Here is a 21,521-nt window from a genome sequence, read left to right as displayed (position 1 = left end):
CATTAGCGGCGGATGAGAACCTTCTCACCGCGCTTTCATGCTTCTCATGCTGGTCTCATCTGGGTCTCATGTACGAGGGATCTTCTCGGCGGGTTGCGGGTGGTATGGCCCGGATACGTCGAGGAACGTAGGGAAGTTGTCGCTCTGCGTCGGACGCTCGGGGTTTGGGAGTCGGCCATCGTGTGCGGCATGACTTCGCTCTCACGTCCCCGCCTCGCCACCGTCCTCGGCCTAGTAGTAGCCGCCCTCGGCATCGTCGTGCTGATGCTGTCCGGCGCGAACCTCCCCGTCGTCCCACCCGGCCTCGTGCTCCTGTTGGGCGTAGCCGGGGTGGTCTTCTTCACCCGAGCCCGCTGGACGCCGCTACTGGCCGTGGCCATCGCCCTCGCCGAGCTCGCGGGCGTGATCTTCAGCGGTGCCCTGGCCAACGTGGTGGACCCCACGGCGTTCGCCGCCTTCGGAGCAACGTGGCTCCGAGTGGTGGGTGTCGCCATCACCCTGGTCGCCGCCGTGGTGACCTTCACCACCGCCCGACCCCGCCCCGTCGCCGAGCCCGCAGCCGCCTGACCCACCCGCAGACCCCGATGGCCACCGTCGCCCCCACGGTGGCCATCGGCCCATGTCCAGACGCCGGCCGCCGCGGGTTAGACACCCCAGGTCCGTAAGTTGTCAAGCGGCGGTTTGTTGATCTTGGTTTCGGTGGGCCCAGGCGGTGTGTTCGTCGTAGTGGGTGTGGTGGCGTAGGCATCCGTGGAGGATGCCGACGAGGCGGTTGCCGAGGGCGCGGAGGGCTTGGTGGTGGAGGTCGCCGGCGGCGCGGTGTTGGTCGTAGAGGGCGCGTGCTCCGGGGCTTCGGGTGAGGGAGCAGAAGGCCCAGGCGTCGATGGCGTCGTAGAGGCGGCGGTTGCGGACGTGGCGGGCGAGCACGGCGCGTTTCTTGCCCGAGGCGATGGTCAACGGTGACGTGCCGGCGTAGTTCTTGCGAGACTTGGTGGTGGTGTAGCGAGTGGGGTCGTCCCCGAACTCACCGAGCACCCGGGCGCCGAGGATGACACCGAGTCCTGGCAGGGAGAGGTAGATGTCGGCGTCCGGGTGGTGCTCAAAATGGGCTGCGAGTTCGGTTTCGAGCTCGCTGATCTGGCGGTTCATCTCGGCGATGATGCCGACTGCGGCGCGGGTGGTGGCTGCGAACGCGCCCGCGACGGGGACGGGTGCGGCCAGCTGCTCGGTGCGCAACGCGGCCTGGATCTCGCGGGCCCGGGTGTCGAGGTTGCGTTGCCGGCCGCCGCGTTTGAGAGCGGCTCGGATCGCGGAGATACTCAACTGCGCGCCCTGGTGGGGAGTTGCGGCGCGCTCGAGCACGGCCAGCGCGTCCCGGTCGGCCAGATCGTCGAAGGCGACCAGCGCGGCCGGGTAGTACTCGCGCAGCGCCGAGCGCAGCGCGTTGGTCTGCCTGGTGCGCGCCCAGATCAGGTTCTGGTGGCCGCGGGCCAACACCTTGACAGCCTCAGCACCCGCACTGTCACCGGCGATCGGCCGGTGGTTGTGCCGGTCGGTGCGGACCAGATCGGCGAGCAGTTTCGCATCACCGGCGTCGGACTTGGCTCCCGACAGATGGTGGCGGTCGCGGTAACGGGCCACCGCCAGTGGGTTGATCGCATACACCTGGTACCCGGCCGCGACCAACGCGTTGACCCACAGACCACGGTCGGTCTCGATCCCGACCACCACCCCGGCCGGGTCCACGCCATGATCCTCGGCATGGACGGCGGCGTGGCTGGCGACCACGTCATGCAACGCCCGGATCCCGGGCAGCCCTTCCGGCAGCCGGCGTGAGGCCAACCGTTCACCGTTCTCGTCCATCACGTGAATGTCGTGATGATCCTCGGCCCAGTCATCGCCAACGAAGATCATCGATCACCTCCCAGGGTGCGCCGAGTCGCTGGAACCTGTCCGAGCCGAAGGCAACCCGGCGGCAACCTAATGGATCAGTGCTCACGCCATCATCGACGGGCACGACACCCCATCAGCGCTACAGGAAGCCTCACCAACCGGCCGGCGCACGATCTAACCCTAGGAGTCGAACATCGATCCAGGCGGCAGAAGTGCTCACCGGCCAGCGGCTCGGCGACCAGCGTTCCTCCAACCAGACATCATCCGTTCGAGGCTCGCCGATCAGGTCCCATTAGGCGGCCGGGGTGAGGCGGTGATGGCGAAGTGGTTGTCGCTGGGGGTCGATCCAGTCCGGGGGTAAGAACTCGGGTAACCCATCGAGCGCGATGCGGACCTGCCAGGCGCCTTGGTGGATCAGGCGGTGGTGGTAGCCGCAGAGCAGAACCCCGTTGTCCCGAGTGGTGGGTCCGCCCTTGCTCCACGGGACCACGTGGTGGGCGTGACACCAGCCGGGTGGCCGGTCACACCCGGGGAAGGCGCAGCCGCCGTCGCGGAGCTCGAGGATGCGGCGGAGTTTGCCTTGGAAGAGTCGTTGTTGGGTGTCGGTGAGGATGCTGACGCGGCCGGGCTGATCGTCGGGCTTGACCAAGAACGCGCGGTCGGCCTCACACATCAACTGCTCGACGAGTTTGCGGGACAGTTCGATGCCGGTGTGCAGGGTGCGTCCGCCGGTCCGGGTGACGGTGATGACGAGTTGGGTGGGGTTCCCGCCGTGGGAGGGAACGAGCTGTTCGGCCAACAGCCGGCGGCAGGCTTCGCCGATTGCGTCGGCGTAGCGCTGTTCGGGGGTACGGGTGTCGCGTCCGTCGGGGCCGGACTGCGGCGCGGCCAACGGGTCGAGGACGAGTTTGAGGCGTTCCCCGACCACCTTCGGCAACCGGCCGGCGACCCGCCAGGTGCCGGTGGTCTCGTCCCAGCCCATCCGGAAGAACCTGTCCCGGTGCGCCCGCGCCTCTTCCCGCGTCAGTTTCTTCTCCAACACGTGGTCGGCGAGGTCGGGGTCGATGTTGTCCAGGACATGGTTGCCGACCGTGTGGAGAGTTCTGGCGTCGAAGGTCTTCGCCTCCTCGGCAAGAGTGGCGTCCACGCGGGCCCGCAGCTCGGGGGTGGAGACCTCCGACGGCAGCAGGTGCACGGTCTTGGAGACGACCCGGGCATGGTCGAGAGAGATCTCCCCTGCTTGTAGAGCCGCGGTCGTGGCGGGAAGGTCGGCATCGAGGTGCCGGGCCAGCTTCACCAGGCCACCCGCCTCCGCGGTGGTCACGTGCAGGAGGCCGGCGACCCACTGCTGGGTGTTCGCCGCACCAGCCGCGACGCCGACGTTGCGAGCGTCGGCTTCGCGGATGAGCTCGACCCGGCGGCCCTGAAGCTGGTTCAGCTGGGTGGCGTTGTCGAGGAGCGCGGTGGTGAGTTCGGAGTCGGTCATCGACCACGCCGACACACCACCAGTAGCGGTGCCGGTGGTGTTCGAGCAGGTGGTCGATTCCATAGCAGAATTCTACCAAGAGAATCGGCTTAATGCCCAACATCGTAAGGGGAATCCCCGACATCACCGCCACCACAAACAACGGCGGGCCCCACAAGCAGCCGCAACACGGCCACAAACCCAAGGCGCAGGCAGGCCTGTCCCCGGGAACTGTTCCGGGGGGCAGGGGCGGCGCGTGAAAAACAGGTGGCCGGACCGGGGCGAGTCAAGGGCCGCAAAGCGGTCGCGAAGCGACGCCTCTCTCCTCCGCGAAGCGCCCCAGAGAGGCGCCCTTGACGCGCCCCGGACCGGCCACCACACTCGACCGCCGCCACAGCCCGACCAGCTAGCCCGCCCAAGCACAGCAGGGAAAAAAACAGCAAGAACAGAAGCACAGCACCGCCCCCAAAGGAGCGAAGGTGAAGAGGATGGGAGTGACAGTCGAGAGAGGTGAGAGCGACCGCGCAAGCGACGATGGCGGAGAGGGTCAGAGCAAACGGGGCTCGCGGGGCCAGGGAATGGAGCGATGGTCGCGCGCAGCGCAAGATGACGAGGCGCGCAAGATGACGAAGCGCACTGGATGAAAGAGCGTGCGGGTGGCAATGACGGCTGCCCAGGAGAGGGCGAGGGTGATGCTGCGGCCCAGTGAGTGACGTAACGGTGAGATGGATGGGCGCGGCGCGGAAGAGAAGTGACCCGGACATCGTTCCGCCCGCACCGGCACCGCCCGACGTACAAGCGGTGGTCAACACACGGCCTACCGACGTCCTCCCCGCATTCGCCGAGGTGCGCGTACGGCTGGAACTGGACCCATGGCAAGCCGATGAGACGCCGCGTCACCCGGCCGAAACGACCCCGCCGCGGGGAAATACGCGAACGATCGCGTTCGGCAGGTGCTGCTGACGGCGGGTGATGTCCATGGGTGGTATCGATCGCACTTGGGACGGTTGGGGTCCATGATCGGATGCGCCGTCACTCCCGGCCGAGCAACGCCCAGGCGTTGCTGGCGAGTTCCTTGGTTTCGATCTCCTCGAGGGTGAGGAACTGCATCGCGAGCCCCTCGCCGAGGACGACGTCTTCCTGGCGGGCGTCGGTGCTGCCCTCGAACACATGGAGGCGGATCCCGGTTCCGTCAGCACCGACCTGCTCCAGCACCCGACAGAGCTCAAGGGTGGCGGTCAGCCCGGTCTCCTCCAGCAGCTCACGGTGGGCAGCGGTCAGGGCGTCCTCCCCCGGCTCAACCAGTCCACCTGGCGGCGACCACCGTCCCGGTTCCGCACGCTTGTCATGGCCACGGTGTTGCATCAACACCCGCCCAACCCGGTCGGTGAGGACGACGAACGCAACTTCGTGATCGATCATGCACAGCACCCTAGGCGCCGGGTACGACATCCCACCCAGCCGCAGGACCGTGCCCGAGAGTGCTCGCATGACAGCAACAAACGCCCATGGATGATGCTGTCGGACCCGTGTCTCTTCGCGTCGAGAGGTTCGGCGGTGAACCGACTTAGGTATGGTCTGGTCCGTACCAGGCACGCCGGATTGCGGAAGATTCGCAAGGAAAGCGCCGGGCCAACGCTCGCTTCTTGCAGGATCACAGCAAGAGCACGTCATATCCCCCGAGGTTGTGACCACGACCACCCTTCGATACCTCTCGCCCGGGTAGCCACCACACCTAACTTCGAAGAACGGTCGCACCCAGACCGCCACAGGCTCCCGGGAGGAATCGGACCAGATGACGGCCACCTTGAACCCGCACACGAAGACGAGCGAGGCACCCTCACCAAGCGCGAGCGTGGCAGCCACGACGCATGCGCCGACGACCCATGCCAAGTTGCTCGCCTGGGTCGACGAGGTCGCCGAGCTCTGCCAGCCCGACTCCATCTACTGGTGCGACGGCTCCGACGCCGAGTGGGCCGAGCTCACCAACGAGCTCGTCGCGGCCGGCACCCTGGTGCGTCTCAACCCCGCCAAGAAGCCAAACTCCTTCTGGGCCCGCACCGACCCCTCCGACGTCGCCCGCGTCGAGGAGCGTACGTACATCTGCTCAGCCAAGGAGAAGGACGCCGGCCCCACCAACAACTGGATGGCGCCGGACGACATGAAGCGCACGATGCGCGAGCTCTACCAAGGCTCGATGCGCGGAAGGACCATGTACGTCGTCCCCTTCTGCATGGGCCCGCTCGACAACGAAAACCCCATGTTCGGCGTGGAGATCACCGACTCCGCGTACGTCGTCGCCTCCATGCGCATCATGACGCGCATGGGGCAAGCAGTCCTTGACAAGCTCGGCACGGACAAGAACTTCGTGCCCTGCCTGCACTCCGTCGGCGCCCCGCTCAACGAGGGCCAGAAGGACAAGGCCTGGCCCTGCAACGAGACCAAGTACATCTCCCACTTCCCCGAGACAAGGGAGATCTGGTCGTACGGCTCCGGCTACGGCGGCAACTCCCTGCTCGGCAAGAAGTGCTACTCCCTCCGCATCGCCAGCGCCATCGCAAAAGACGAGGGCTGGCTCGCCGAGCACATGCTGATCCTCAAGCTGACAAGCCCAAAGCAGGAGACCCACTACATCGCCGCCGCCTTCCCCAGTGCCTGCGGCAAGACCAACCTCGCGATGCTCGAGCCGACCATCCCCGGCTGGAAGGTCGAGACGCTCGGCGACGACATCGCGTGGATGCGCTTCGGCGAGGACGGCAGGCTGTACGCGCAGAACCCCGAGTTCGGCATGTTCGGCGTCGCCCCCGGCACCGGCTGGCAGACGAACCCGAACGCGATGCGCGCGATCGAGCAGGGCAACTCGCTCTTCACCAACGTCGCTCTCACCGACGACGGCGACGTCTGGTGGGAGGGCTACTCCCCCAAGCCGCCCGCGCACCTCACCGACTGGAAGGGCCGCGATTGGACCTCCGAGGCCAAAGAGGTCTCGAGCCACCCGAACAGCCGGTTCTGCACGCCGCTCAGCCAGGTTCCCATCCTGGCGAACGAGTTCGACAGCCCGCAGGGCGTGCCGATCTCCGCGATCTTCTTCGGCGGCCGCCGCGCCTCGACGGTCCCGCTGATCACCGAGTCGCGCGACTGGACGCACGGCGTGTTCATGGGCGCCACGCTCTCGTCGGAGACCACGGCCGCCGCGGCCGGCAAGGTCGGCGTCGTGCGCCGCGACCCGATGGCGATGCTGCCGTTCCTCGGGTACGACGGCGGCGACTACTTCGCGCACTGGTTGTCCATGCAGCAAAGGACAGAACCGGCGAAGCTGCCCCGCATCTTCTACGTGAACTGGTTCCGCCGCGACGACGAGGGCTCGTTCCTGTGGCCGGGTTTCGGCGAGAACGGCCGCGTGCTGAAGTGGGCGATCGAACGGATCGAAGGCCGCGCCGAAGCCACCGAGACGCCGATCGGCAACGTTCCCGCGCAGGGCGCGCTCGACGTCACCGGACTCCACCTCACCGCTGACGAGCTCGAGGCCGCGCTCGCGGTCGACGCCGAGGAGTGGAAGGACGAGATCCCGATGATCGCCGAGTGGTTCGGCAAGTTCGGCAGCACGCTGCCCGCCGAGCTGTGGACCGAGCTCGACGCCCTGAAGGAACGCCTCAACAAGAACTAGGTCCCCACCTGGACGAAGGAGCCGCCTCAAAGACGAGGCGGCTCCTTCGATTTCTACAGCGAGTCGAGCACGGCGAACGGGTCCGCGCCAAGCCCCGAGTCGATCGCGACGATCCGCCGAGCGAACGACCACGAGCCACCCGCCGGCAGCACGACGCGGAAGCGGCTCTGGATCCAGTTGCCGTTGCCGTACGCGACGAATCCCCCATCCGCATAGAGGATTCCGTACGTCTGCCGATCCGTCCCGGTCATCCCGATCCACGGCCGCGAAGGCTGGTACTGCGCCGGACTCCCGTACGGCGTGGTGATCACACCGTGGCCAGGCACCCCACTGCGCTGGCCGGCGCCGTCGTGGTCCATCGCGTCGCCGACCCACACCTCGAGCTCCGAAGCCGACGTGTTCGTCAACGTGCTGTTGACAGCAACCCAGGGATCCGACGCAGTCGCCGTGAACGTGGACGAGACCGTGACACCGGCAACTTCCGCGGCGGCACCACTGACCGTCACCGTCGCCTGAGCGGAGTCCACCACCACCGAGGTCGAGCGCACGAGTCCGCGCTGCCACGCCTCCGTCCCGGTAGGCACCGACGACGCCACGTACGGCAGGTTGGCCCAGTCCAGCTGGTCCAGATGCCCCACAGACCCTAGGTCGATCGGCTTTCCCCTGGTGGCGTCGGGAAGTTGAGGATCGTTGAACGCGTTCGCCACCGTCAGAGCGACCAACCCGTTGCCGAGAACGATGTCCTGCGGACCGCCCTCGCTCGTCGGCCCCGGAACCCGCAAACCCGTCGAAGCGAACGCACCCGAGACGGCCTCCAGCGAGAAGCCCCCAGGGATGGGCGAGCCCTCGACCACGGTGATCGGCCGGCTCTGCGACACGAAGCCCACCGCCGACGCCTCGAGCGTGTACGAACCCGGCGGCACGAAGAGCAGGTACTCGCCCTTCGCATCCGTCCAGCTCCGCACCACGACCGAGCCGGAGGGCTGGCGGACGACCACCTCGGCGTTCGGCAACAGGCGCTGGTCGCCAGCGGCCCGGATGGTCCCGCCCAGCCCGTCGCCCTCGTCGATCCGGCGGACACCGGGAACTCCCGACCGAAGCTCGTACGCGGCGATCGTGTACGCCGGCGACGTGGCAACGCCCGCGTTCAGCACGATCCGCAACGTCGTCTCCCACCGCTCCGGCGTGACGTCGAACAGCTGGTAGCCGCGGTAACTGCCGTTGTAGAAGCGCACGTGCGGGTTCGCCGCCAACCCCTGCCGGACGTCGGCGTCCCAGCCGATCCCCGACGAGATCGACGTCCCCACGAACTCTGACGCCACGATCTCCGAGTCGCGGTAGACGTCGTTCACCCAGTGCGAGTGCCAGTCGCCGGACAGGATCACCGGGTTGCTCGGCCGATGCGTCGCCACGGCGTCAAGCAGTCGTTGACGCGCCGCCGGATAGCCGTCCCACTGGTCCAGGTTGTACGTCAGGCCAGGCCCCAGGTCGTAGTCGAAAGGTGCCAGAATCGTCTGCTGGGCAATGACATTCCACCGAGCGGACGACGCGGCCAGCCCGTCAGTCAGCCACCGCTCCTGCTCCGGCCCCATCAACGTCCGCTCCGGGTCGAAGACCTCGTCGCAAGGCGGCCGAGTCCCGTCGCCGCAGGCCTGCGCGTCCCGGTACTGCCGCGTGTCGAGCACGGAGAACTCGGCCAGGTTGCCCCACCGGAACCGACGGTACATCGGATAGTCGGGCCCGACCGGCGCGGTGCGCATCGGCAGGTGCTCGTAGTAGGCCTGGAACGCGTCCCGCCGCCGCTCCGGGAACGGCCGCCCGTCCGGGTTGGACTTGTGGTCGTCCGCCCAGTTGTTGAGGACCTCGTGGTCGTCCCAGATCGTGAAGAACGGGAACCGCGCGTGCGCCTCGCGCAGGTCCGGCGAGGTCTTGTAGAGCGTGTGCAGCCGGCGGAACTCCTGCAGGCTGCCGTTCGACGTCTCGTAGATGTAGTCGCCGAGGTGGATCACAAGGTCCAGGTCGTGCTCGGCGAGGTCACGCCAGGAGGAGTACGGACCGCCCGCCCAGCTCTGGCACGACGCGGTCGCGAACCGGAGCCGCGCGGCGGCGTACCCCGGCGTCGGCAACGTCCGAGTCCGCCCCGTGCGGCTGTACGTACCGTCCACCTCGAAGCGGTAGTAGTACCACCGGTTCGGCCCAATCCGGTCCGCGATGACGTGCACGGAGTGCGCCGACTCCGGCCGCGCGACGACCTCGCCACGGCGCAGGACGTTGCGGAACCGTTCGTCCCGCGCGACCTCCCACCGCACCGTCACGGGCTGGGCCGGCATGCCGCCGTCCGGCCGGGACGGGTCGGGCGCGAGCCGGGTCCAGAGCACGACGCTGTCGTGGGCTGGGTCGCCGGAGGCGACACCGAGCGTGAACGGCGCCGGGTCGACGTCCGCGGCAGCCGTGGACGCTCCCAGGACGAGGGCGGTCGACGCGCCGCCCGTGAGAACGAGAAACCGTCGGCGGTCGAGCAGGTTCGTAGTCGTAGGCACAGGTAGGACTCCCCGGTCGTCAGTAGGCCCCCCGTGCCGGATTGTCAGGGAACCGGGCGCGGATGACCACGAGGCGACAACCCGCTGAACGGAACGTGGGGTGTCAGCTTCCGGTCGTCGGCGCCTTGCCAGGCCGCCGTGTTGCCTGGCCAGTGCACTGGCCTCAACGGGAGGGAACCAGGATGCTGCCAGAATCATCCATGAGTTGACCGCCACCTCCCGGGGGACCCGATGCGCGCAATCTTGATCTTCGTCAGCTTCGGTGCGGTCGTGGCCTTGCTCGCGTTCACGATCTACCTCACGGTCCAGGTCTCCGGCCTGCGCAAGGAACGGGCTCGCCTGAGGGAGCTGGTCGCCAGGGTGAAGGACATCGCCTGGGACCAGCGCGAGCTCGACCCCAACCTCAGCACCGTGATCATCGACGAGATCCGCATTTACGAAAAGAAGGAGCTGGGACCATGAGGAAACGCACGGGGGTCGTCGCGATCGTTGCAGCGGTCGGACTCCTCTCCCTCACCGCCTGCACGAGCATCAGCACGCAGCCCGACGAGGCCGGCCTGACGTACAACGCGGGACCGATTTCGGACACCGCGTTCGACACCTGCGTAGGTCCGGGCAACCGCGACTGGGACGGCCCGGGCGACCAGCACTATACGTACCCGTTCGGCCAACGGACGTTCGCGTTCGGCGGCGACGAGGGGCTCGACGGCGCGGCGATCAGCGTCGTCACCAGCGACAACGTCACGATGTCGGTCTCCGGGGTCACGACGTTCGCGCTCAACACCGACTGCAAGACGCTGCAGCAGTTCCACGAGCGGATCGGCATCAAGTTCCAGGCGTGGATGGAGGACGGTCAGACGACCGACGGCTGGCGCGACATGCTGAACATCTACCTCAAGCAGCCGCTGGAGAAGGCGATGGACGCCGTCTCGAAGAAGTACGGTTACAAGGCGCTCTACTCCGACCCGGCCGTCAAGGAGAAGTGGGAGGACGAGATCGTCACGCTCGCCTCGACCTTCATCAAGGACCAGTCCGGCTCCGACTACTTCTGCCAGCCTGGCTACGCCGGCGCGGGCCCGTGCGGCAACGCCGTGCTGACGCTGCAGTCGCCCGTTCCGCCGGAGAACATCCGCGCCGCGCTCACCGCGGAGCAGGAGGCCGTCGCGCAGAACAACGCGCAGAAGCAGAAGAACGAGACCGTCCGGACCGAGCTCGAGTCGATCCGCGAACTGGTGAAGGTCCTCGGGCCGGAGGCGTACGTTCTGTACAAGGCGATCCAGGACGGCAAGGTCAGCGTTGTCCCCGTCCCCGCCGGCAGTGGCATCAACGTGAACCCACCTGCACCGAAGTAGGGAGTGCTCGCTCTTGAAGATCACCGACGTCAAGGCAATCTGTACCGCTCCGGACGGGATCCGGCTCGTCATCGTCAAGGTCGAGACGGACGAGCCGGGCCTGTATGGGCTGGGTTGCGCGACGTTCACCCAACGCCCGTTGGCCGTGGTGACCGCGATCGAGGAATACCTCAAGCCGTTCCTGGTCGGCCGTGACCCGGCGGCGATCGAGGACATCTGGCAGGCCTCGTTCGTCTCGTCGTACTGGCGCAGCGGACCCGTCCTCAACAACGCGATGGGCGGCGTCGACTCGGCGTTGTGGGACATCAAGGGCAAGCAGTTCGGCGTGCCCGTCTACCAGTTGTTCGGCGGGAAGTCGCGGGTCGCCGCCGATGTCTACGTGCACGCGAACGGGTCGGACGTTCGCGAGGTCGAGGACAACGCGCGCGCGTACCTGGAGCAGGGTTTCCGCCACGTACGCGCGCAGATCGAGGTCACCGGCTACTCGACGTACGGTGTCGGCTCGTCCCAGAGCGTGCCGAGCACCAACCCGAAGCCGTCGGAGTCGGCGCGGCTGAAGGTCGAGGAGAAGGCGTGGGAGCCGCGGCCGTACTGCCTGCTGGTGCCGCGGCTGTTCGAGCACCTGCGCAACACCCTCGGCGACGAGGTCGAGCTGCTGCACGACGTGCACGAGCGGGTGCCGCCGATCATGGCGATCCAGCTCGCGAAGGAGCTCGAGCCGTACCGGCTGTTCTTCCTGGAGGACATGTTCGCGCCGGAGGACAACGAGTACCTGCGGATGGTGCGGGCGCAGACGGCGGTGCCGATCGCGATCGGCGAGCTCTACGTCAATGTGCACGAGTACGTGCCGCTGATCCGGGACCGGCTTCTGGACTTCATCCGCGTGCACATCTCCGACATCGGCGGCCTCACGCCGGCGCGGAAGCTGTCGGCGCTGTGCGAGTACTTCGGCGTGCGGACGGCGTTCCACGGACCGGGCGACACCTCGCCGGTCGGGCACGCGGCGCAGCTGCAGCTCGACCTGTCGGTGCCGAACTTCGGCATCCAGGAGGCGCACCTCTTTGGGGAACGGACGCGGGAGGTCTTCCCGGGCTGCCCGGAGATCCGCGACGGCGCGATGTGGTCGAACGAGCAACCGGGCTTCGGCATCGACATCGACGAGTCACTGGCGGCGAAGTACCCGTTCCCGGAGCACCCGTACAACGGCGCCTGGCCGGAGATCCGCCGCCGCGACGGCACGGTCGTCAAGCCCTAGCCTCGACCTTGCCTCCGGCGTTGGTTCGACCGGCCGGCCCCGCCCGCCCTGGGGCCAACGATCATGTTTACATGATCATTGGCCCCTTGACGTGGGATGGACGCCAGGTCATGGGGTCACTGGCCCGGTAAGGCGACCACCAACACAGGAAATCCCGAGGCTAGTTCTATGCGCGATCTCTCGGCCTGGCGCGGGATCAACTTCGGCGGCGCGCTCGACGGCGGGCGGGACTGGATCCTCGACCACCACCTCGACGTGGTGGTCGAGGCCGGCTTCAACCTCGTCCGCCTGCCGGTGCGGTGGTCGCCGCGCCGGCCGGAGTTCGCGCGGGTGGACGAGGTCGTGCGGGGCGCGCTCAGCCGCGGGCTGGACGTCGTCGTGACCGTGCACCACTACGACGAGCTGTCCGCCGACGTCGCACTTCACCGGGCGGACTTCCTTGCGCTGTGGGGATCGCTGGCGGAGCACTTCGCTCCGTTCTCGCCGAAGCTGCATCTCGCGCTGTTGAACGAGCCGCACGAGCCGATGACCTCGTCGCAGTGGAACGAGCTGCTGGCCGAGGCACTGGCGGTGGTCCGTTCGAGTAACCCGGACCGGCTCGTGCTGGTCGGTCCGATGCTCTGGAACACGTTCGAAGCACTGCCCACGTTGTCCGTGCCGGACGACGAGAACGTGGCGGTGACCGTGCACTACTACTCGCCGTTCCAGTTCACCCACCAGGGCGCTCCGTGGCTGCCCGCCGAGCTGGTCACGCCCGCGCGATCGTGGGGCTCCGAGGACGACTACGCGACCGTCCGCGCGGACTTCGCCCGAGCCGCCTCCTGGGGACGCCCCTTGTTCCTGGGCGAGTTCGGCGTCCTGAACACCGTCGACCTCCCCACCCGCGCGCGCTGGCTCACGCACGTTCGTTCCCTCGCGGAGGAGTACGGGATGGGCTGGGCCTCCTGGGACTTCGGCACCGACTTCGGCGCCTACGACCTGACCGCGGACCGGTGGCGACCGGAGCTGCTCACCGCTCTGCTGCCTCAGTAGCCGCGAGGAGCGCACGGGCTCGGGCGATCGTGTCGGCGAGCTCGGCGGGCGTCGTTCCCACGGAACCGAGGAGGCCGTGAGCCTGCTCGCCGAAACCCTCCGGCGCGCTCGGCAAGCTGGCCGCGGACGCGATCATGCCCTTCTCGTTGATCAGCCAGCGACCGTCCCGGCCGTGCACGGCGTGACAGATCGCCCCGATCGCGCGGAAGAGACAGCCGGCGACGTACGTGGGGTCATTGCCCTTCTTAGCGTTGTCGAGCAGGAAGCCCGCCTCCCAGAACCCGTGGCCGAGCGCCGACGCGAGCGCGGGCGGGTACGTCCGCGTCTCGTCCCGCAGCAGAGTGAGCTCGCGCGAGGGGTCCGCGAGCACCCGGGAGAGCGCGACCTCGCCGACGTACGCATGCGAGTAGAAGCCGAGCGGATGCCCCGTCTGGTGGCCGATCTCGAACCGGCCCTCCTGACAGTCAGCCCAGATCCGGCGGACCCGATCGAGGTCACGATAGATCCAGTCCACGCGAACGCCGTCGATGGTGAGCCAGCCGCCGCCGTCGACCCACGGACCCCAACCGCCCAGCTCCGTCAGCTCCGTTTCGCCAGCCAGGGCGCGCAAAGCGGCCAGGTCAGGCGCGCCTCGGTAGTACAAGCCAATGTCGTAGTCGGAGTCCGGCCGATGCGTCCCGCGCGCCCGACTCCCGCCGAGCGCCACGGCGACCACACCGTCGACCGCGACAAGCCGTTCCGCCAACGCATGCAGGGCGAGATCATCCACGCAACGCAGCTTAGGTCGTGTCGGGCAAATAGGGCCGGTCATCGCGCGCCGCGCGATGGCGCGCGGCGCCCCGCGCCCGTATGGGCGTGGTGCAGGAGGAACTCATATTGGTTATATGGGTGACGAGGTGCACCGCGGCCAGACGGGATGCGAGGTGTCGCGCGCCAGGCGATCTTTGACCGACACGGCCTATGGCCAGGTGGACGCGGGCTCCGGTCGGTGCACGCCGCGCGGGCGGTAGCCGAGGGCTTCGGACTCGCCGAGGTAGTCCGCGAGCAGCCAGATGATCGCCAGCCACATCTCCGTCCCCTGCAGGCCGGGCGTCAGCTGCGCGTCCGTGCCACGGGCAGGCGCGAACGCGAAGCCGGCGCCGTCCTGCCAACGGGTCAGCGCGGCGTCGAGCTGGGAACGCGCCCACTCCTCGCCCTCGCGCCGCCGGTGCGAGGTCTGCTTCGCGCACAGCCACAGCGGATGGATCACGTCGAGCACGTTGCACGCGTTCACCACGTACCCGGGCGACGCGGCATGCGCGAGCGACGTGTCGACGGCACGTTCCGGGTACGGCACCGGCAGCCCGAACTGCGCGAACGTGCCGCGCGTCAGCCGGTAGAACCCGTTCACGACCTGCAGCCACTCGGCCTTCGGATCCGGCGAGCCCCACATCCCGTGCCACGGCGAGGCCCGCGTCAACAGCCAACCGAACAGTGTCTCGGCCGCACCGCCGACCGCGAAGTCGTCGCGGTTGCGGTGCAAACCCGTGCCGAACGCGTCGATCCACGCACCGGCGCCCCACGCTCGCGTCGTCCACGGCAGCGCGTTCAGGCGGGCGATCAGCTCCTCCGGTTCGAGCCCCGCAACGGCATGGATCGGCTCGGGGAACCGGGAGTCGAGGATCTGCAATGCGTAACCCACACAGAGGATGTGGTACAGCGCGGTGCCGTTGTCAAGGCTGGGTTGCGCGTCGTCGCCGTACTCCGGAACGAGCCCGCTCTTCGAGTCCTGGAGCGACCGCAGCTGCGCCGCGATCTCCGCGCCGGACCGATGCGGCGGCGCGCCGCTGAGCAGCAGGTCGGCGATCTCCACCGCGTCGCACCACGCCCGTACGGTCTGCGTCGCACCCGGGCGGTCGACGTAGTGACCCTCGTCGTCGTGCCAGCAGCGGTCGAGAACGTCCGTGGCCTGCGAGCGGGCGAGGTCGGCGAACGCGGTCAGCCGCTCACGGAGCCCGGGCGCGGAGCCCGAACGCGAGGCGCGCCGGTCCCGGATCAGACGAGCCGGGTTGCCACCCATCACGGCCCACTCCGGCACGTCCTTCGTCACGACGGCGCCGGCGCCGATCACCGCATGCGAGCCAATCGTGACGCCGTCGACGACGACGGCGTTCGAACCGATCCACACGTCGTCGCCGATCGTGATGCCCTTGGTGACCGTCGGCTGCTGGTCGACCCGGCGGTCCGGTGCGATGCCGTGGTTGAAGCCGAGCAGCGACGCGTGCGCGCCGATCCGTACGTCGTCGCCCGTCTGGACGAGCCCGCGCGCGACGGCGTACGGGTTCAACGTGCAGCGCTCGCCGAGCGTCACGTCCTCCATCACGTACGCGTGCGCGGCGATGTAACTGCCCGCGCCGATACGCAGCCGCTTCGGGTAGACGTCGGCGTGCGGCGAGACGAACACGTCCTCGGCAAGCTCGACATCCCCGCGGGTGGCGAGCTCGGCCTGGAACGCAAGCTGCGCGGCGCGTTCCTCATCGGTGGCCTCGCGGAAGAACCCCCATGGCGCGACGTCGTGATGTTGTGGACCTGAGCCGACCGCCATGATGCCCTCTCGCCGGGAAACGCTTTCCATTCCACCCTAAGCGCTCCCGGCAAGAGGGCATGTGGCCGAGACAGGTCAGTTCGTCGAAGTCACCCGCTGGTGCAGGTCCATCACGACCTTGCGCGCCGAGAGGAACGCGCCGTTCTGCCAGGCGGTGTAGTAGGACAGGTGGTCGCCGGCGAAGTAGATGTTGCCGTCCGGCTGCAGCAGGTGCAGGTATGCCGCGCCACGCCCGCCGGGCCACTGGACCCAGCCGCCGAGGCTGTACGGCACCTTCGGCCAGGCGACCGAGAACGAGTTCTGGTACTCCTCCCGGTAGACCTCACCGTGGATCTTCACCCCCTGCTCGACCGCCCGCGTGACCCGGTCGGCGACGGACAGGTTCGTGTACGCGCCGGAGTAGTAGCCCACGACCACGCCCTTGCGGCTCATGTAGCCAAAGGACGGGTAGTAGATGCCGGACACGTCCAGGTTGGTGTGGGTGACACCGCCGAAGATCTTGAAGTCCTGCTCCCAGAAGCGCCGCTTGAACTGGATGCCCATGCGGCCGGTGTTCGAGCCGACGGGCACGGTGAGCGCGTCCTTCGTCGCGGTGGACAGGTTCGACGGGATGGTCTTCAGCACCATCGGCGGGATCGTCACGACCGCGTAGTCGGCGTCGAGCCGCTGCAGCTTTCCGTTGCGTCGATACGCGATCCGTACGCCCTGCGCGGTGTTGTCGAACTGCGTGACCTCGGCGTTGTACGTGATCCGGTGCTTGCCGACGGCGTCGGCCAGCGCGGCGCTGATCCGGTCCATGCCGCCGACCGGCTGCCACATCATCATCGCCTGGTCGAAGCCGAACTCGAACGCGAACCTGTCGCCGAGCTGGTTCTGCAGCACGGCGGACATCGACGGCGGCGGTCCGGCGACGGTGCCCGGCTGGTCGCCGGCGCCGGGTGGCGTGTTGTAGCCGCGGCGGTTGTTGCCGAGGTACTTGCCGCCGCTCAGCCCGCCGAAGCTGTTCGCGAACGCGACGACCCGCTCGACGTCGGCCGCGCTCATCAGGCTGTTCAGCGCGCCCTGATTCGCAACGGTGGCGAGGATCTCGGCGATGTAGCCGTACGCGTCCGCCTTGGCCTGGCGGTGCGTGATCCTGGTGCTGGCGAGCGGGCCGAAGTCGGTGGTCGGGGTGTTCTCGTTGTAGTAGAAGCCCTGCGCGTTCGCGTTGATCATCGGCTCGACCGCGACGTCGAGCTCGCGGCAGTAGTCGAGGGTCACGTGGTGGCTCGGGATGCGCGACGGTCCGGCGTTGAAGTACTGACCCTTGTCGTACTTCGCGACCTGCGTAACGCCGTCGGTATCGGTGTGTTTGTCGCCGCCTCGTACGGTCCACGCGCGACCGCCCGGGCGGCCACGAGCTTCGATGAGGTGGCAGTCGTAGCCGGCCTTGCCGAGCTCGTACGCGATCGTGAGCCCGGCGGTGCCGGCTCCGAGGATGGCGACCTTCTTCCGCCGCGACGTTGCGGCGAGATCGGTCGAGGTGGGCGGCACGAACCGTACGGTCTCGGCGTTCGCCGGTGTGGCGACGAGGCCCAGCGCCCCGAGCGAGCCGTACAGGGCGGCGGCGCCGCCCGTCATGCCGACCTTGGTGAGAAATCGACGCCGGCTCACGTTCTCCGGCGTACCTGCGGACTCGGTCATGGTCCTCCCCAAAGGCACACGAGTAGTGGCACCCCCGCGCTCCACCCCTGACCCACGGGGGTGGACGGCTCGCGGTTCGAGGACGCGATGGGGAGGTCCGGAAGCGGTCGCCCGCGCTCAGAGCTTGGCGACCTCGGGTGCGGCCTTGGCGAGGGTGTCGATGCCGGCGGGCGACCAAGCTCCCATGGTGATCACCACCATGTGGGTCATGCCGAGCTCGGCGGCCACGGCGCAGCGGTCGACGAAACTCTGGACGGACTCGCCCAGGTCAAGGCGGGTCGACAGGGTCTTGTCGATCGCGTCGAACGGGCGGCCCAACCGCTCGCAGTGACCTTCGAGCACCTCGAGCTTCCGGCGTACGGTCTCGCCGCCGTCGGGGATGTCCGGCAGGTTGCACGCCTGCGCGTACTCCGCCACCATCCGCAGCGTCTTCTTCTCGCCCATCCCGGCGATCAGCAACGGCGGGTGGGGCTGGGAGGCCGGCGCGGGGCTGCTCTCCTTCCACATCGACAGGGCCGTACGTACGGTCGACTCCAGGTACTCGAAGCGCTCCGAGGTCGGCGGGAACGGCAGGCCCATCTCCGTGGCCTCGCCTTCCGCGTGGCCCGTACCCACGCCGAGCCAGGCCCGACCGTTCGAGAGGACGTCCAGCGTCGTCACGGCCTTGACCAGCAAGGAGGACGGGCGGAACGTCACGCCGGTCACCATCGTCCCCAACCGAATCCGGCTGGTCCTCGCCGCGAGGAAGCCGAGCGTCGTGTACGCCTCCAACATCTCCGTGTCCCCGGGCGGGGCGAACGGATCCACCTGCAGCAGGTGATCCGCCACCCACAGCGTGTCCAGGCCGCCCTCGTCCGCCTGCGTGGCGGCGTCGACAAGTGAGGGGGTCAACGAGCCGGGCCAGGAGTAGTTCGTGACCGACAAGCTGAGCTTCATGGTGTGTCTCCAAAGTTAGGGTGACTCTAAAATTAGTGCTACGATACGAATATGGCAACTCCATCAAGTCTTCGCGAACGCAAGAAGCGCCAGACCCGCGAGCTGATCGCGTCGACGGCGTTCAGGCTGTTCGCCGAGCGTGGGTTCGACCAGGTCACCGTCGCCGAGATCGCGCGGCAGTCGGACGTGTCCGCGGCGACCGTGTTCAACTACTTCCCGACCAAGGAAGACTTGATCTACTCCGGCTTCGAGGAGTTCCAGCGCGAGTTGGTGCTCGCCATCAGGGATCGGCCGGACGGTACGACGCTGCTCGAGGCGTTCCGCGAGTACGTGCTGAGGCCGACCGGTCTGCTCGGAAAGCGCACGAAGGAGGAGAACGAAGCCGTCGAAGCCTCCTCACGCATCATCCACGGCAGCGGAGCACTGCTCGCCAGGGAGCGCGAGGTCTACGACGACGTCACCCGCGTGCTGGCCGAGGTGATCCGCAAGGAGCGCGGAGCCAAGCTCGACGACATCGCACCCTGGACCCTCGCCAACGCCATGCTCGGCATCCACCGCGCCCTCGTGGAGTACGTACGCCGCCAAGCACTCGAACGCGGCATCACCAGACAACTCCCAGCACGACTCCGCGCCCAAGCCGAAGAAGCCGTCGAAGCCCTCCGCACCCTCGAAGGCACCTGACCCAGATGGAGTCGAGGCTCTACGTCCGCTGACGTAAGCCCGATGTCGCCCGCGAGCGGATTCGCCGAGGGTCGCCGGGTTGCAGGGTGGGCGGCATGGGTGTTCTAGGGGAGCTGCAAGTCGCCGACGGGCTCGGCGAGCGGTTGGCCGCCGGGCTCGAGGCCGTCGAGGTCCGGCTGCACGACGTCGCCACCGCGTTCCCGGGACGCGCGCTCGTCGACGTCAGGCCGCTCGTCAGCAGCGGAGGCAAGCGGATCAGGCCGCTGTTGACCTTGCTGGCTTCGGAGTTCGGCACGCCAACGGGCCACGATCACATCGTCGCCGCCACGATGGTGGAGCTCGCGCACGTCGCCACGCTCGTCCAGGACGACGTGATCGACGCCGCCGCGGAGCGAAGGTTCGAACCCTCGGTCAACGCCACCGTGGGCAACCGGCGGGCCGTCCTCGTCAGCGACTGGTTCCTCGCCTGCGCCTCCGAGCTCTGCGCCTCCCTCGGCGACCTCGCCCTCGTCCAACACCAGGCGCACACGCTCCACCGCCTCATCCGCGGCCAGACCGCCGAGCTCGTCGGTCCCGCCCCGGGCACCAACGCCAAGGACCACTACCTGGAGGTCATCGCCGACAAGACAGCGTCCCTGCTCGAGTTCTCCAGCTGGCTCGGCGCCACCGTCGCCCAAGCCGACCGGACCTCGACCAGAGCGCTCGCGAGGTACGGGCACGCGCTGGGCATGGCGTTCCAGATCCGCGACGACATCCACGACATCGCACCCCCACCAGGCGGAACGGGCAAGCCGCGAGGCACCGACCTCAGCCAAGGCGTCAGCACACTGCCGATCCTGTACGCCGCCGAGTACGACCCCTGGCTCGCCGATGGACCCGTCAAGCCCGACCAGCTCGACGCAGCCCTCGAACGCGTCGCCGAAGGCGGCCTCATCCAGGCCAGGCTCGACCTCACCAAGTACGGCGAGTACGCCAAGGACCAGCTCACCGACGCCCTGCCGATCCCCGCGAGAGAGGCCCTCGAAGCGCTCGCCGACTACGTCGTTCTCAGCTGACCCGAGCGACCGCACGCCCGGTGTGCAGGAACGTCGCCCGCCCCGCGTCGTCGTCACCGGAGAACGCGATCGACTGGTGCTGCCCCTCCACCGGCTCCACTGTCACGAACCGAACGCCGTCCGCCGTCGCCAACCGGTACTGCTCCGGCTCGCCCGTGAACAGGGCAGCGAACTCGCCGCACGGACGTTGGCTGAACCACAGCGTGCCATCGTCGGTCGCGCCGACCTCGTACGACGCGACCCGCGCCTCGTACCGCCCCACGTACCGCCGCGGCTCCACAGCCACCGGAGCGGAAGGCGGCGCGTCGAGCGCAGGAAGCGACACCCCAGCGACCTCCTCCAGCAGCCGTCCAGCCACCTCGTGGAAGATCAGCGCGGCCACATCGGTATTGGTCAGCACACAGACAGCCGCGTTCGCCGACGGCACGAGCCGGAGGAACGCGCTCTGCCCGATCGTGTTGCCGTCGTGATGCACCACCCGCCCGCCGGGCAGCTCTGTGATCCGCCACCCCAACCCCTGCCCCTGCGAAGGCGCGGTGTTGGGAATCTGCAACTGCACCTCCTGCATCGCCAGCACACTCGCCTCCGACAGCACCCGCGCACCGGACGCCGCGACACCGCCGCGCAGATGCAGCTGGGCGAACGTCAGCAGGCTCCGCGGCGACATCGCGAGCATCGAGCCGGCGGGCGCCGTCGTGTACGGCAGGTTCCACACCGGCGCCGCGGTGAGCTTCGCTGTCGGCTCGGGCTTGAAATGCCCCACAGCGGCACGGAACAGCAGCGCCTCCTCGGGCAGCGTCGCGATGTGCTCCAACCCGAGCGGCACGATCAGGTGGTCGCGCAGCGCCTGCGTGTACGGCTTGTCCCGCAGCACCTCGACGATCCGCCCGAGCACCGAGTAGCCCGCGTTGTTGTACGAGAACATCGACCCCGCGGGGAACAGCTGCGGCACGTCGGGCAGCACCTTGTCGACGAACAGCTCGACCGCGTCGGTCCCCTTGTTCGTCTCGGTGAAGATGTCGCCCTCGAAGCCCGACGTGTGATCGAGCAGCTGCCGCGGCGTCACCGACGCCGAAGCGGACTCCGAGACGACGGCGAACGAGGGCAGCGCCGAACGGACCGGCTCGTCGAGCGAGAGCAATCCCTCGTCGACCAGCTGCATCACCAACGTCGACGTCCAGATCTTCGTGATCGACCCGACCTGGAACACCGACTCCGGCGTCGCCTCCACCCCCGTGTTCAGGCTCAGCACCCCGGCCGCGGACTCGACGACCGAGTCCCCGACGAGCACCCCCACAGCCATGCCCGGCACGTCGTACCGAGCGGCAACCGTCGCCAGTGACGAGTCCAACCACTGCTTCGCCTCAGCGAGCGCCAT

General features: G+C 68.2%; 17 protein-coding genes. 8 read left to right on the top strand and 9 right to left on the bottom strand.

Annotation, left to right across the window (positions count from 1 at the left end):
* The first annotated feature begins 189 nt into the window (after nucleotides 1-189).
* Nucleotides 190-567 (top strand): hypothetical protein, encoded by a 378-nt coding sequence (locus JOD67_RS06750; protein WP_205116296.1) that lies wholly within the window; start codon nucleotides 190-192, stop codon nucleotides 565-567.
* Between the two features lie 102 nt (nucleotides 568-669).
* Here JOD67_RS06750 and JOD67_RS06745 read toward each other — a convergent pair whose 3' ends face one another.
* The 3 genes from JOD67_RS06745 to JOD67_RS06735 all read right to left on the bottom strand — a co-directional run bounded on the left by JOD67_RS06745 (nucleotide 670) and on the right by JOD67_RS06735 (nucleotide 4,780).
* Nucleotides 670-1,914, bottom strand: a complete 1,245-nt coding sequence (locus JOD67_RS06745; RefSeq protein ID WP_205116295.1) for an IS110 family RNA-guided transposase — start codon at nucleotides 1,912-1,914, stop codon at nucleotides 670-672.
* A gap of 271 nt (nucleotides 1,915-2,185) precedes the next feature.
* Nucleotides 2,186-3,442 carry an HNH endonuclease signature motif containing protein gene (locus tag JOD67_RS06740; RefSeq protein WP_205116294.1) on the bottom strand — a complete coding sequence of 419 codons (1,257 nt, stop codon included), beginning with the start codon at nucleotides 3,440-3,442 and terminating at the stop codon, nucleotides 2,186-2,188.
* 948 nt (nucleotides 3,443-4,390) lie between these two features.
* On the bottom strand, nucleotides 4,391-4,780 hold the full coding sequence (locus tag JOD67_RS06735) for an NUDIX domain-containing protein (protein WP_205116293.1): 390 nt from the start codon (nucleotides 4,778-4,780) through the stop codon (nucleotides 4,391-4,393).
* Nucleotides 4,781-5,153: 373 nt separating this feature from the next.
* On the opposite strand from JOD67_RS06735, the gene JOD67_RS06730 reads away from it, so the two are divergent.
* Nucleotides 5,154-7,025 carry a phosphoenolpyruvate carboxykinase (GTP) gene (locus tag JOD67_RS06730; protein ID WP_205116292.1) on the top strand — a complete coding sequence of 624 codons (1,872 nt, stop codon included), beginning with the start codon at nucleotides 5,154-5,156 and terminating at the stop codon, nucleotides 7,023-7,025.
* A gap of 53 nt (nucleotides 7,026-7,078) precedes the next feature.
* Here the strand turns inward: JOD67_RS06730 and JOD67_RS06725 are convergent, their stop codons facing one another.
* Nucleotides 7,079-9,565 carry an alkaline phosphatase D family protein gene (locus JOD67_RS06725; protein WP_307782299.1) on the bottom strand — a complete coding sequence of 829 codons (2,487 nt, stop codon included), beginning with the start codon at nucleotides 9,563-9,565 and terminating at the stop codon, nucleotides 7,079-7,081.
* 231 nt (nucleotides 9,566-9,796) lie between these two features.
* Between JOD67_RS06725 and JOD67_RS06720 the strand changes: the two genes are divergently transcribed.
* From JOD67_RS06720 to JOD67_RS06705, 4 genes are all read left to right on the top strand, one after another.
* On the top strand, nucleotides 9,797-10,027 hold the full coding sequence (locus tag JOD67_RS06720; protein ID WP_205116288.1) for a hypothetical protein: 231 nt from the start codon (nucleotides 9,797-9,799) through the stop codon (nucleotides 10,025-10,027).
* Nucleotides 10,024-10,917 carry an SPFH domain-containing protein gene (locus tag JOD67_RS06715; protein WP_205116287.1) on the top strand — a complete coding sequence of 298 codons (894 nt, stop codon included), beginning with the start codon at nucleotides 10,024-10,026 and terminating at the stop codon, nucleotides 10,915-10,917. The genes JOD67_RS06720 and JOD67_RS06715 overlap by 4 nt, the downstream gene beginning before the upstream one ends.
* Before the next feature lie 13 nt (nucleotides 10,918-10,930).
* Nucleotides 10,931-12,172, top strand: coding sequence for an enolase C-terminal domain-like protein (locus tag JOD67_RS06710; protein ID WP_239553749.1), 1,242 nt, complete (start codon nucleotides 10,931-10,933; stop codon nucleotides 12,170-12,172).
* A 168-nt stretch (nucleotides 12,173-12,340) separates the two neighbouring features.
* On the top strand, nucleotides 12,341-13,204 hold the full coding sequence (locus JOD67_RS06705) for a glycoside hydrolase family 5 protein (protein WP_205116286.1): 864 nt from the start codon (nucleotides 12,341-12,343) through the stop codon (nucleotides 13,202-13,204).
* On the opposite strand, the gene JOD67_RS06700 is transcribed toward JOD67_RS06705, so the two are convergent.
* The 4 genes from JOD67_RS06700 to JOD67_RS06685 form a co-directional block, all read right to left on the bottom strand.
* Complete coding sequence (locus JOD67_RS06700) at nucleotides 13,182-13,973, bottom strand: nucleotidyltransferase domain-containing protein (protein WP_205116285.1); 792 nt, start codon at nucleotides 13,971-13,973, stop codon at nucleotides 13,182-13,184. The two genes, JOD67_RS06705 and JOD67_RS06700, sit on opposite strands and share 23 nt — an antisense overlap.
* A gap of 189 nt (nucleotides 13,974-14,162) precedes the next feature.
* Nucleotides 14,163-15,788: an acyltransferase gene (locus JOD67_RS06695; protein ID WP_205116284.1), complete on the bottom strand. Its 1,626-nt coding sequence runs from the start codon at nucleotides 15,786-15,788 to the stop codon at nucleotides 14,163-14,165.
* A 75-nt stretch (nucleotides 15,789-15,863) separates the two neighbouring features.
* Entirely contained in the window at nucleotides 15,864-17,471 is a 1,608-nt protein-coding gene (locus tag JOD67_RS06690) for a flavin monoamine oxidase family protein (protein ID WP_205116283.1), read from the bottom strand.
* Nucleotides 17,472-17,588: 117 nt separating this feature from the next.
* The gene (locus tag JOD67_RS06685) at nucleotides 17,589-18,407 is read right to left on the bottom strand and encodes an LLM class flavin-dependent oxidoreductase (RefSeq protein WP_205116282.1); all 819 of its coding nucleotides are present in this window, start codon (nucleotides 18,405-18,407) and stop codon (nucleotides 17,589-17,591) included.
* A gap of 51 nt (nucleotides 18,408-18,458) precedes the next feature.
* On the opposite strand from JOD67_RS06685, the gene JOD67_RS06680 reads away from it, so the two are divergent.
* Nucleotides 18,459-19,088 carry a TetR family transcriptional regulator gene (locus JOD67_RS06680; RefSeq protein WP_205116280.1) on the top strand — a complete coding sequence of 210 codons (630 nt, stop codon included), beginning with the start codon at nucleotides 18,459-18,461 and terminating at the stop codon, nucleotides 19,086-19,088.
* Nucleotides 19,089-19,183: 95 nt separating this feature from the next.
* On the top strand, nucleotides 19,184-20,143 hold the full coding sequence (locus JOD67_RS06675; protein ID WP_205116278.1) for a polyprenyl synthetase family protein: 960 nt from the start codon (nucleotides 19,184-19,186) through the stop codon (nucleotides 20,141-20,143).
* Here JOD67_RS06675 and JOD67_RS06670 read toward each other — a convergent pair.
* Complete coding sequence (locus JOD67_RS06670) at nucleotides 20,136-21,521, bottom strand: serine hydrolase domain-containing protein (RefSeq protein WP_205116276.1); 1,386 nt, start codon at nucleotides 21,519-21,521, stop codon at nucleotides 20,136-20,138. The two genes, JOD67_RS06675 and JOD67_RS06670, sit on opposite strands and share 8 nt — an antisense overlap.

This window comes from Tenggerimyces flavus (assembly GCF_016907715.1).
Lineage (GTDB): Bacteria > Actinomycetota > Actinomycetes > Propionibacteriales > Actinopolymorphaceae > Tenggerimyces > Tenggerimyces flavus.
This window is presented reverse-complemented; position numbering and strand designations above follow the sequence as displayed.

Coding starts and splice junctions, on each gene's coding strand:
- JOD67_RS06740 (WP_205116294.1), bottom strand. CDS start 3,442: ATGGAATCGACCACCTGCTCGAACACCACCGGCACCGCTACTGGTGGT.
- JOD67_RS06705 (WP_205116286.1), top strand. CDS start 12,341: ATGCGCGATCTCTCGGCCTGGCGCGGGATCAACTTCGGCGGCGCGCTC.
- JOD67_RS06670 (WP_205116276.1), bottom strand. CDS start 21,521: ATGGCGCTCGCTGAGGCGAAGCAGTGGTTGGACTCGTCACTGGCGACG.
- JOD67_RS06690 (WP_205116283.1), bottom strand. CDS start 17,471: ATGACCGAGTCCGCAGGTACGCCGGAGAACGTGAGCCGGCGTCGATTT.
- JOD67_RS06685 (WP_205116282.1), bottom strand. CDS start 18,407: ATGAAGCTCAGCTTGTCGGTCACGAACTACTCCTGGCCCGGCTCGTTG.
- JOD67_RS06750 (WP_205116296.1), top strand. CDS start 190: ATGACTTCGCTCTCACGTCCCCGCCTCGCCACCGTCCTCGGCCTAGTA.
- JOD67_RS06745 (WP_205116295.1), bottom strand. CDS start 1,914: ATGATCTTCGTTGGCGATGACTGGGCCGAGGATCATCACGACATTCAC.
- JOD67_RS06730 (WP_205116292.1), top strand. CDS start 5,154: ATGACGGCCACCTTGAACCCGCACACGAAGACGAGCGAGGCACCCTCA.
- JOD67_RS06675 (WP_205116278.1), top strand. CDS start 19,184: ATGGGTGTTCTAGGGGAGCTGCAAGTCGCCGACGGGCTCGGCGAGCGG.
- JOD67_RS06680 (WP_205116280.1), top strand. CDS start 18,459: ATGGCAACTCCATCAAGTCTTCGCGAACGCAAGAAGCGCCAGACCCGC.
- JOD67_RS06720 (WP_205116288.1), top strand. CDS start 9,797: ATGCGCGCAATCTTGATCTTCGTCAGCTTCGGTGCGGTCGTGGCCTTG.
- JOD67_RS06735 (WP_205116293.1), bottom strand. CDS start 4,780: ATGATCGATCACGAAGTTGCGTTCGTCGTCCTCACCGACCGGGTTGGG.
- JOD67_RS06695 (WP_205116284.1), bottom strand. CDS start 15,788: ATGGCGGTCGGCTCAGGTCCACAACATCACGACGTCGCGCCATGGGGG.
- JOD67_RS06715 (WP_205116287.1), top strand. CDS start 10,024: ATGAGGAAACGCACGGGGGTCGTCGCGATCGTTGCAGCGGTCGGACTC.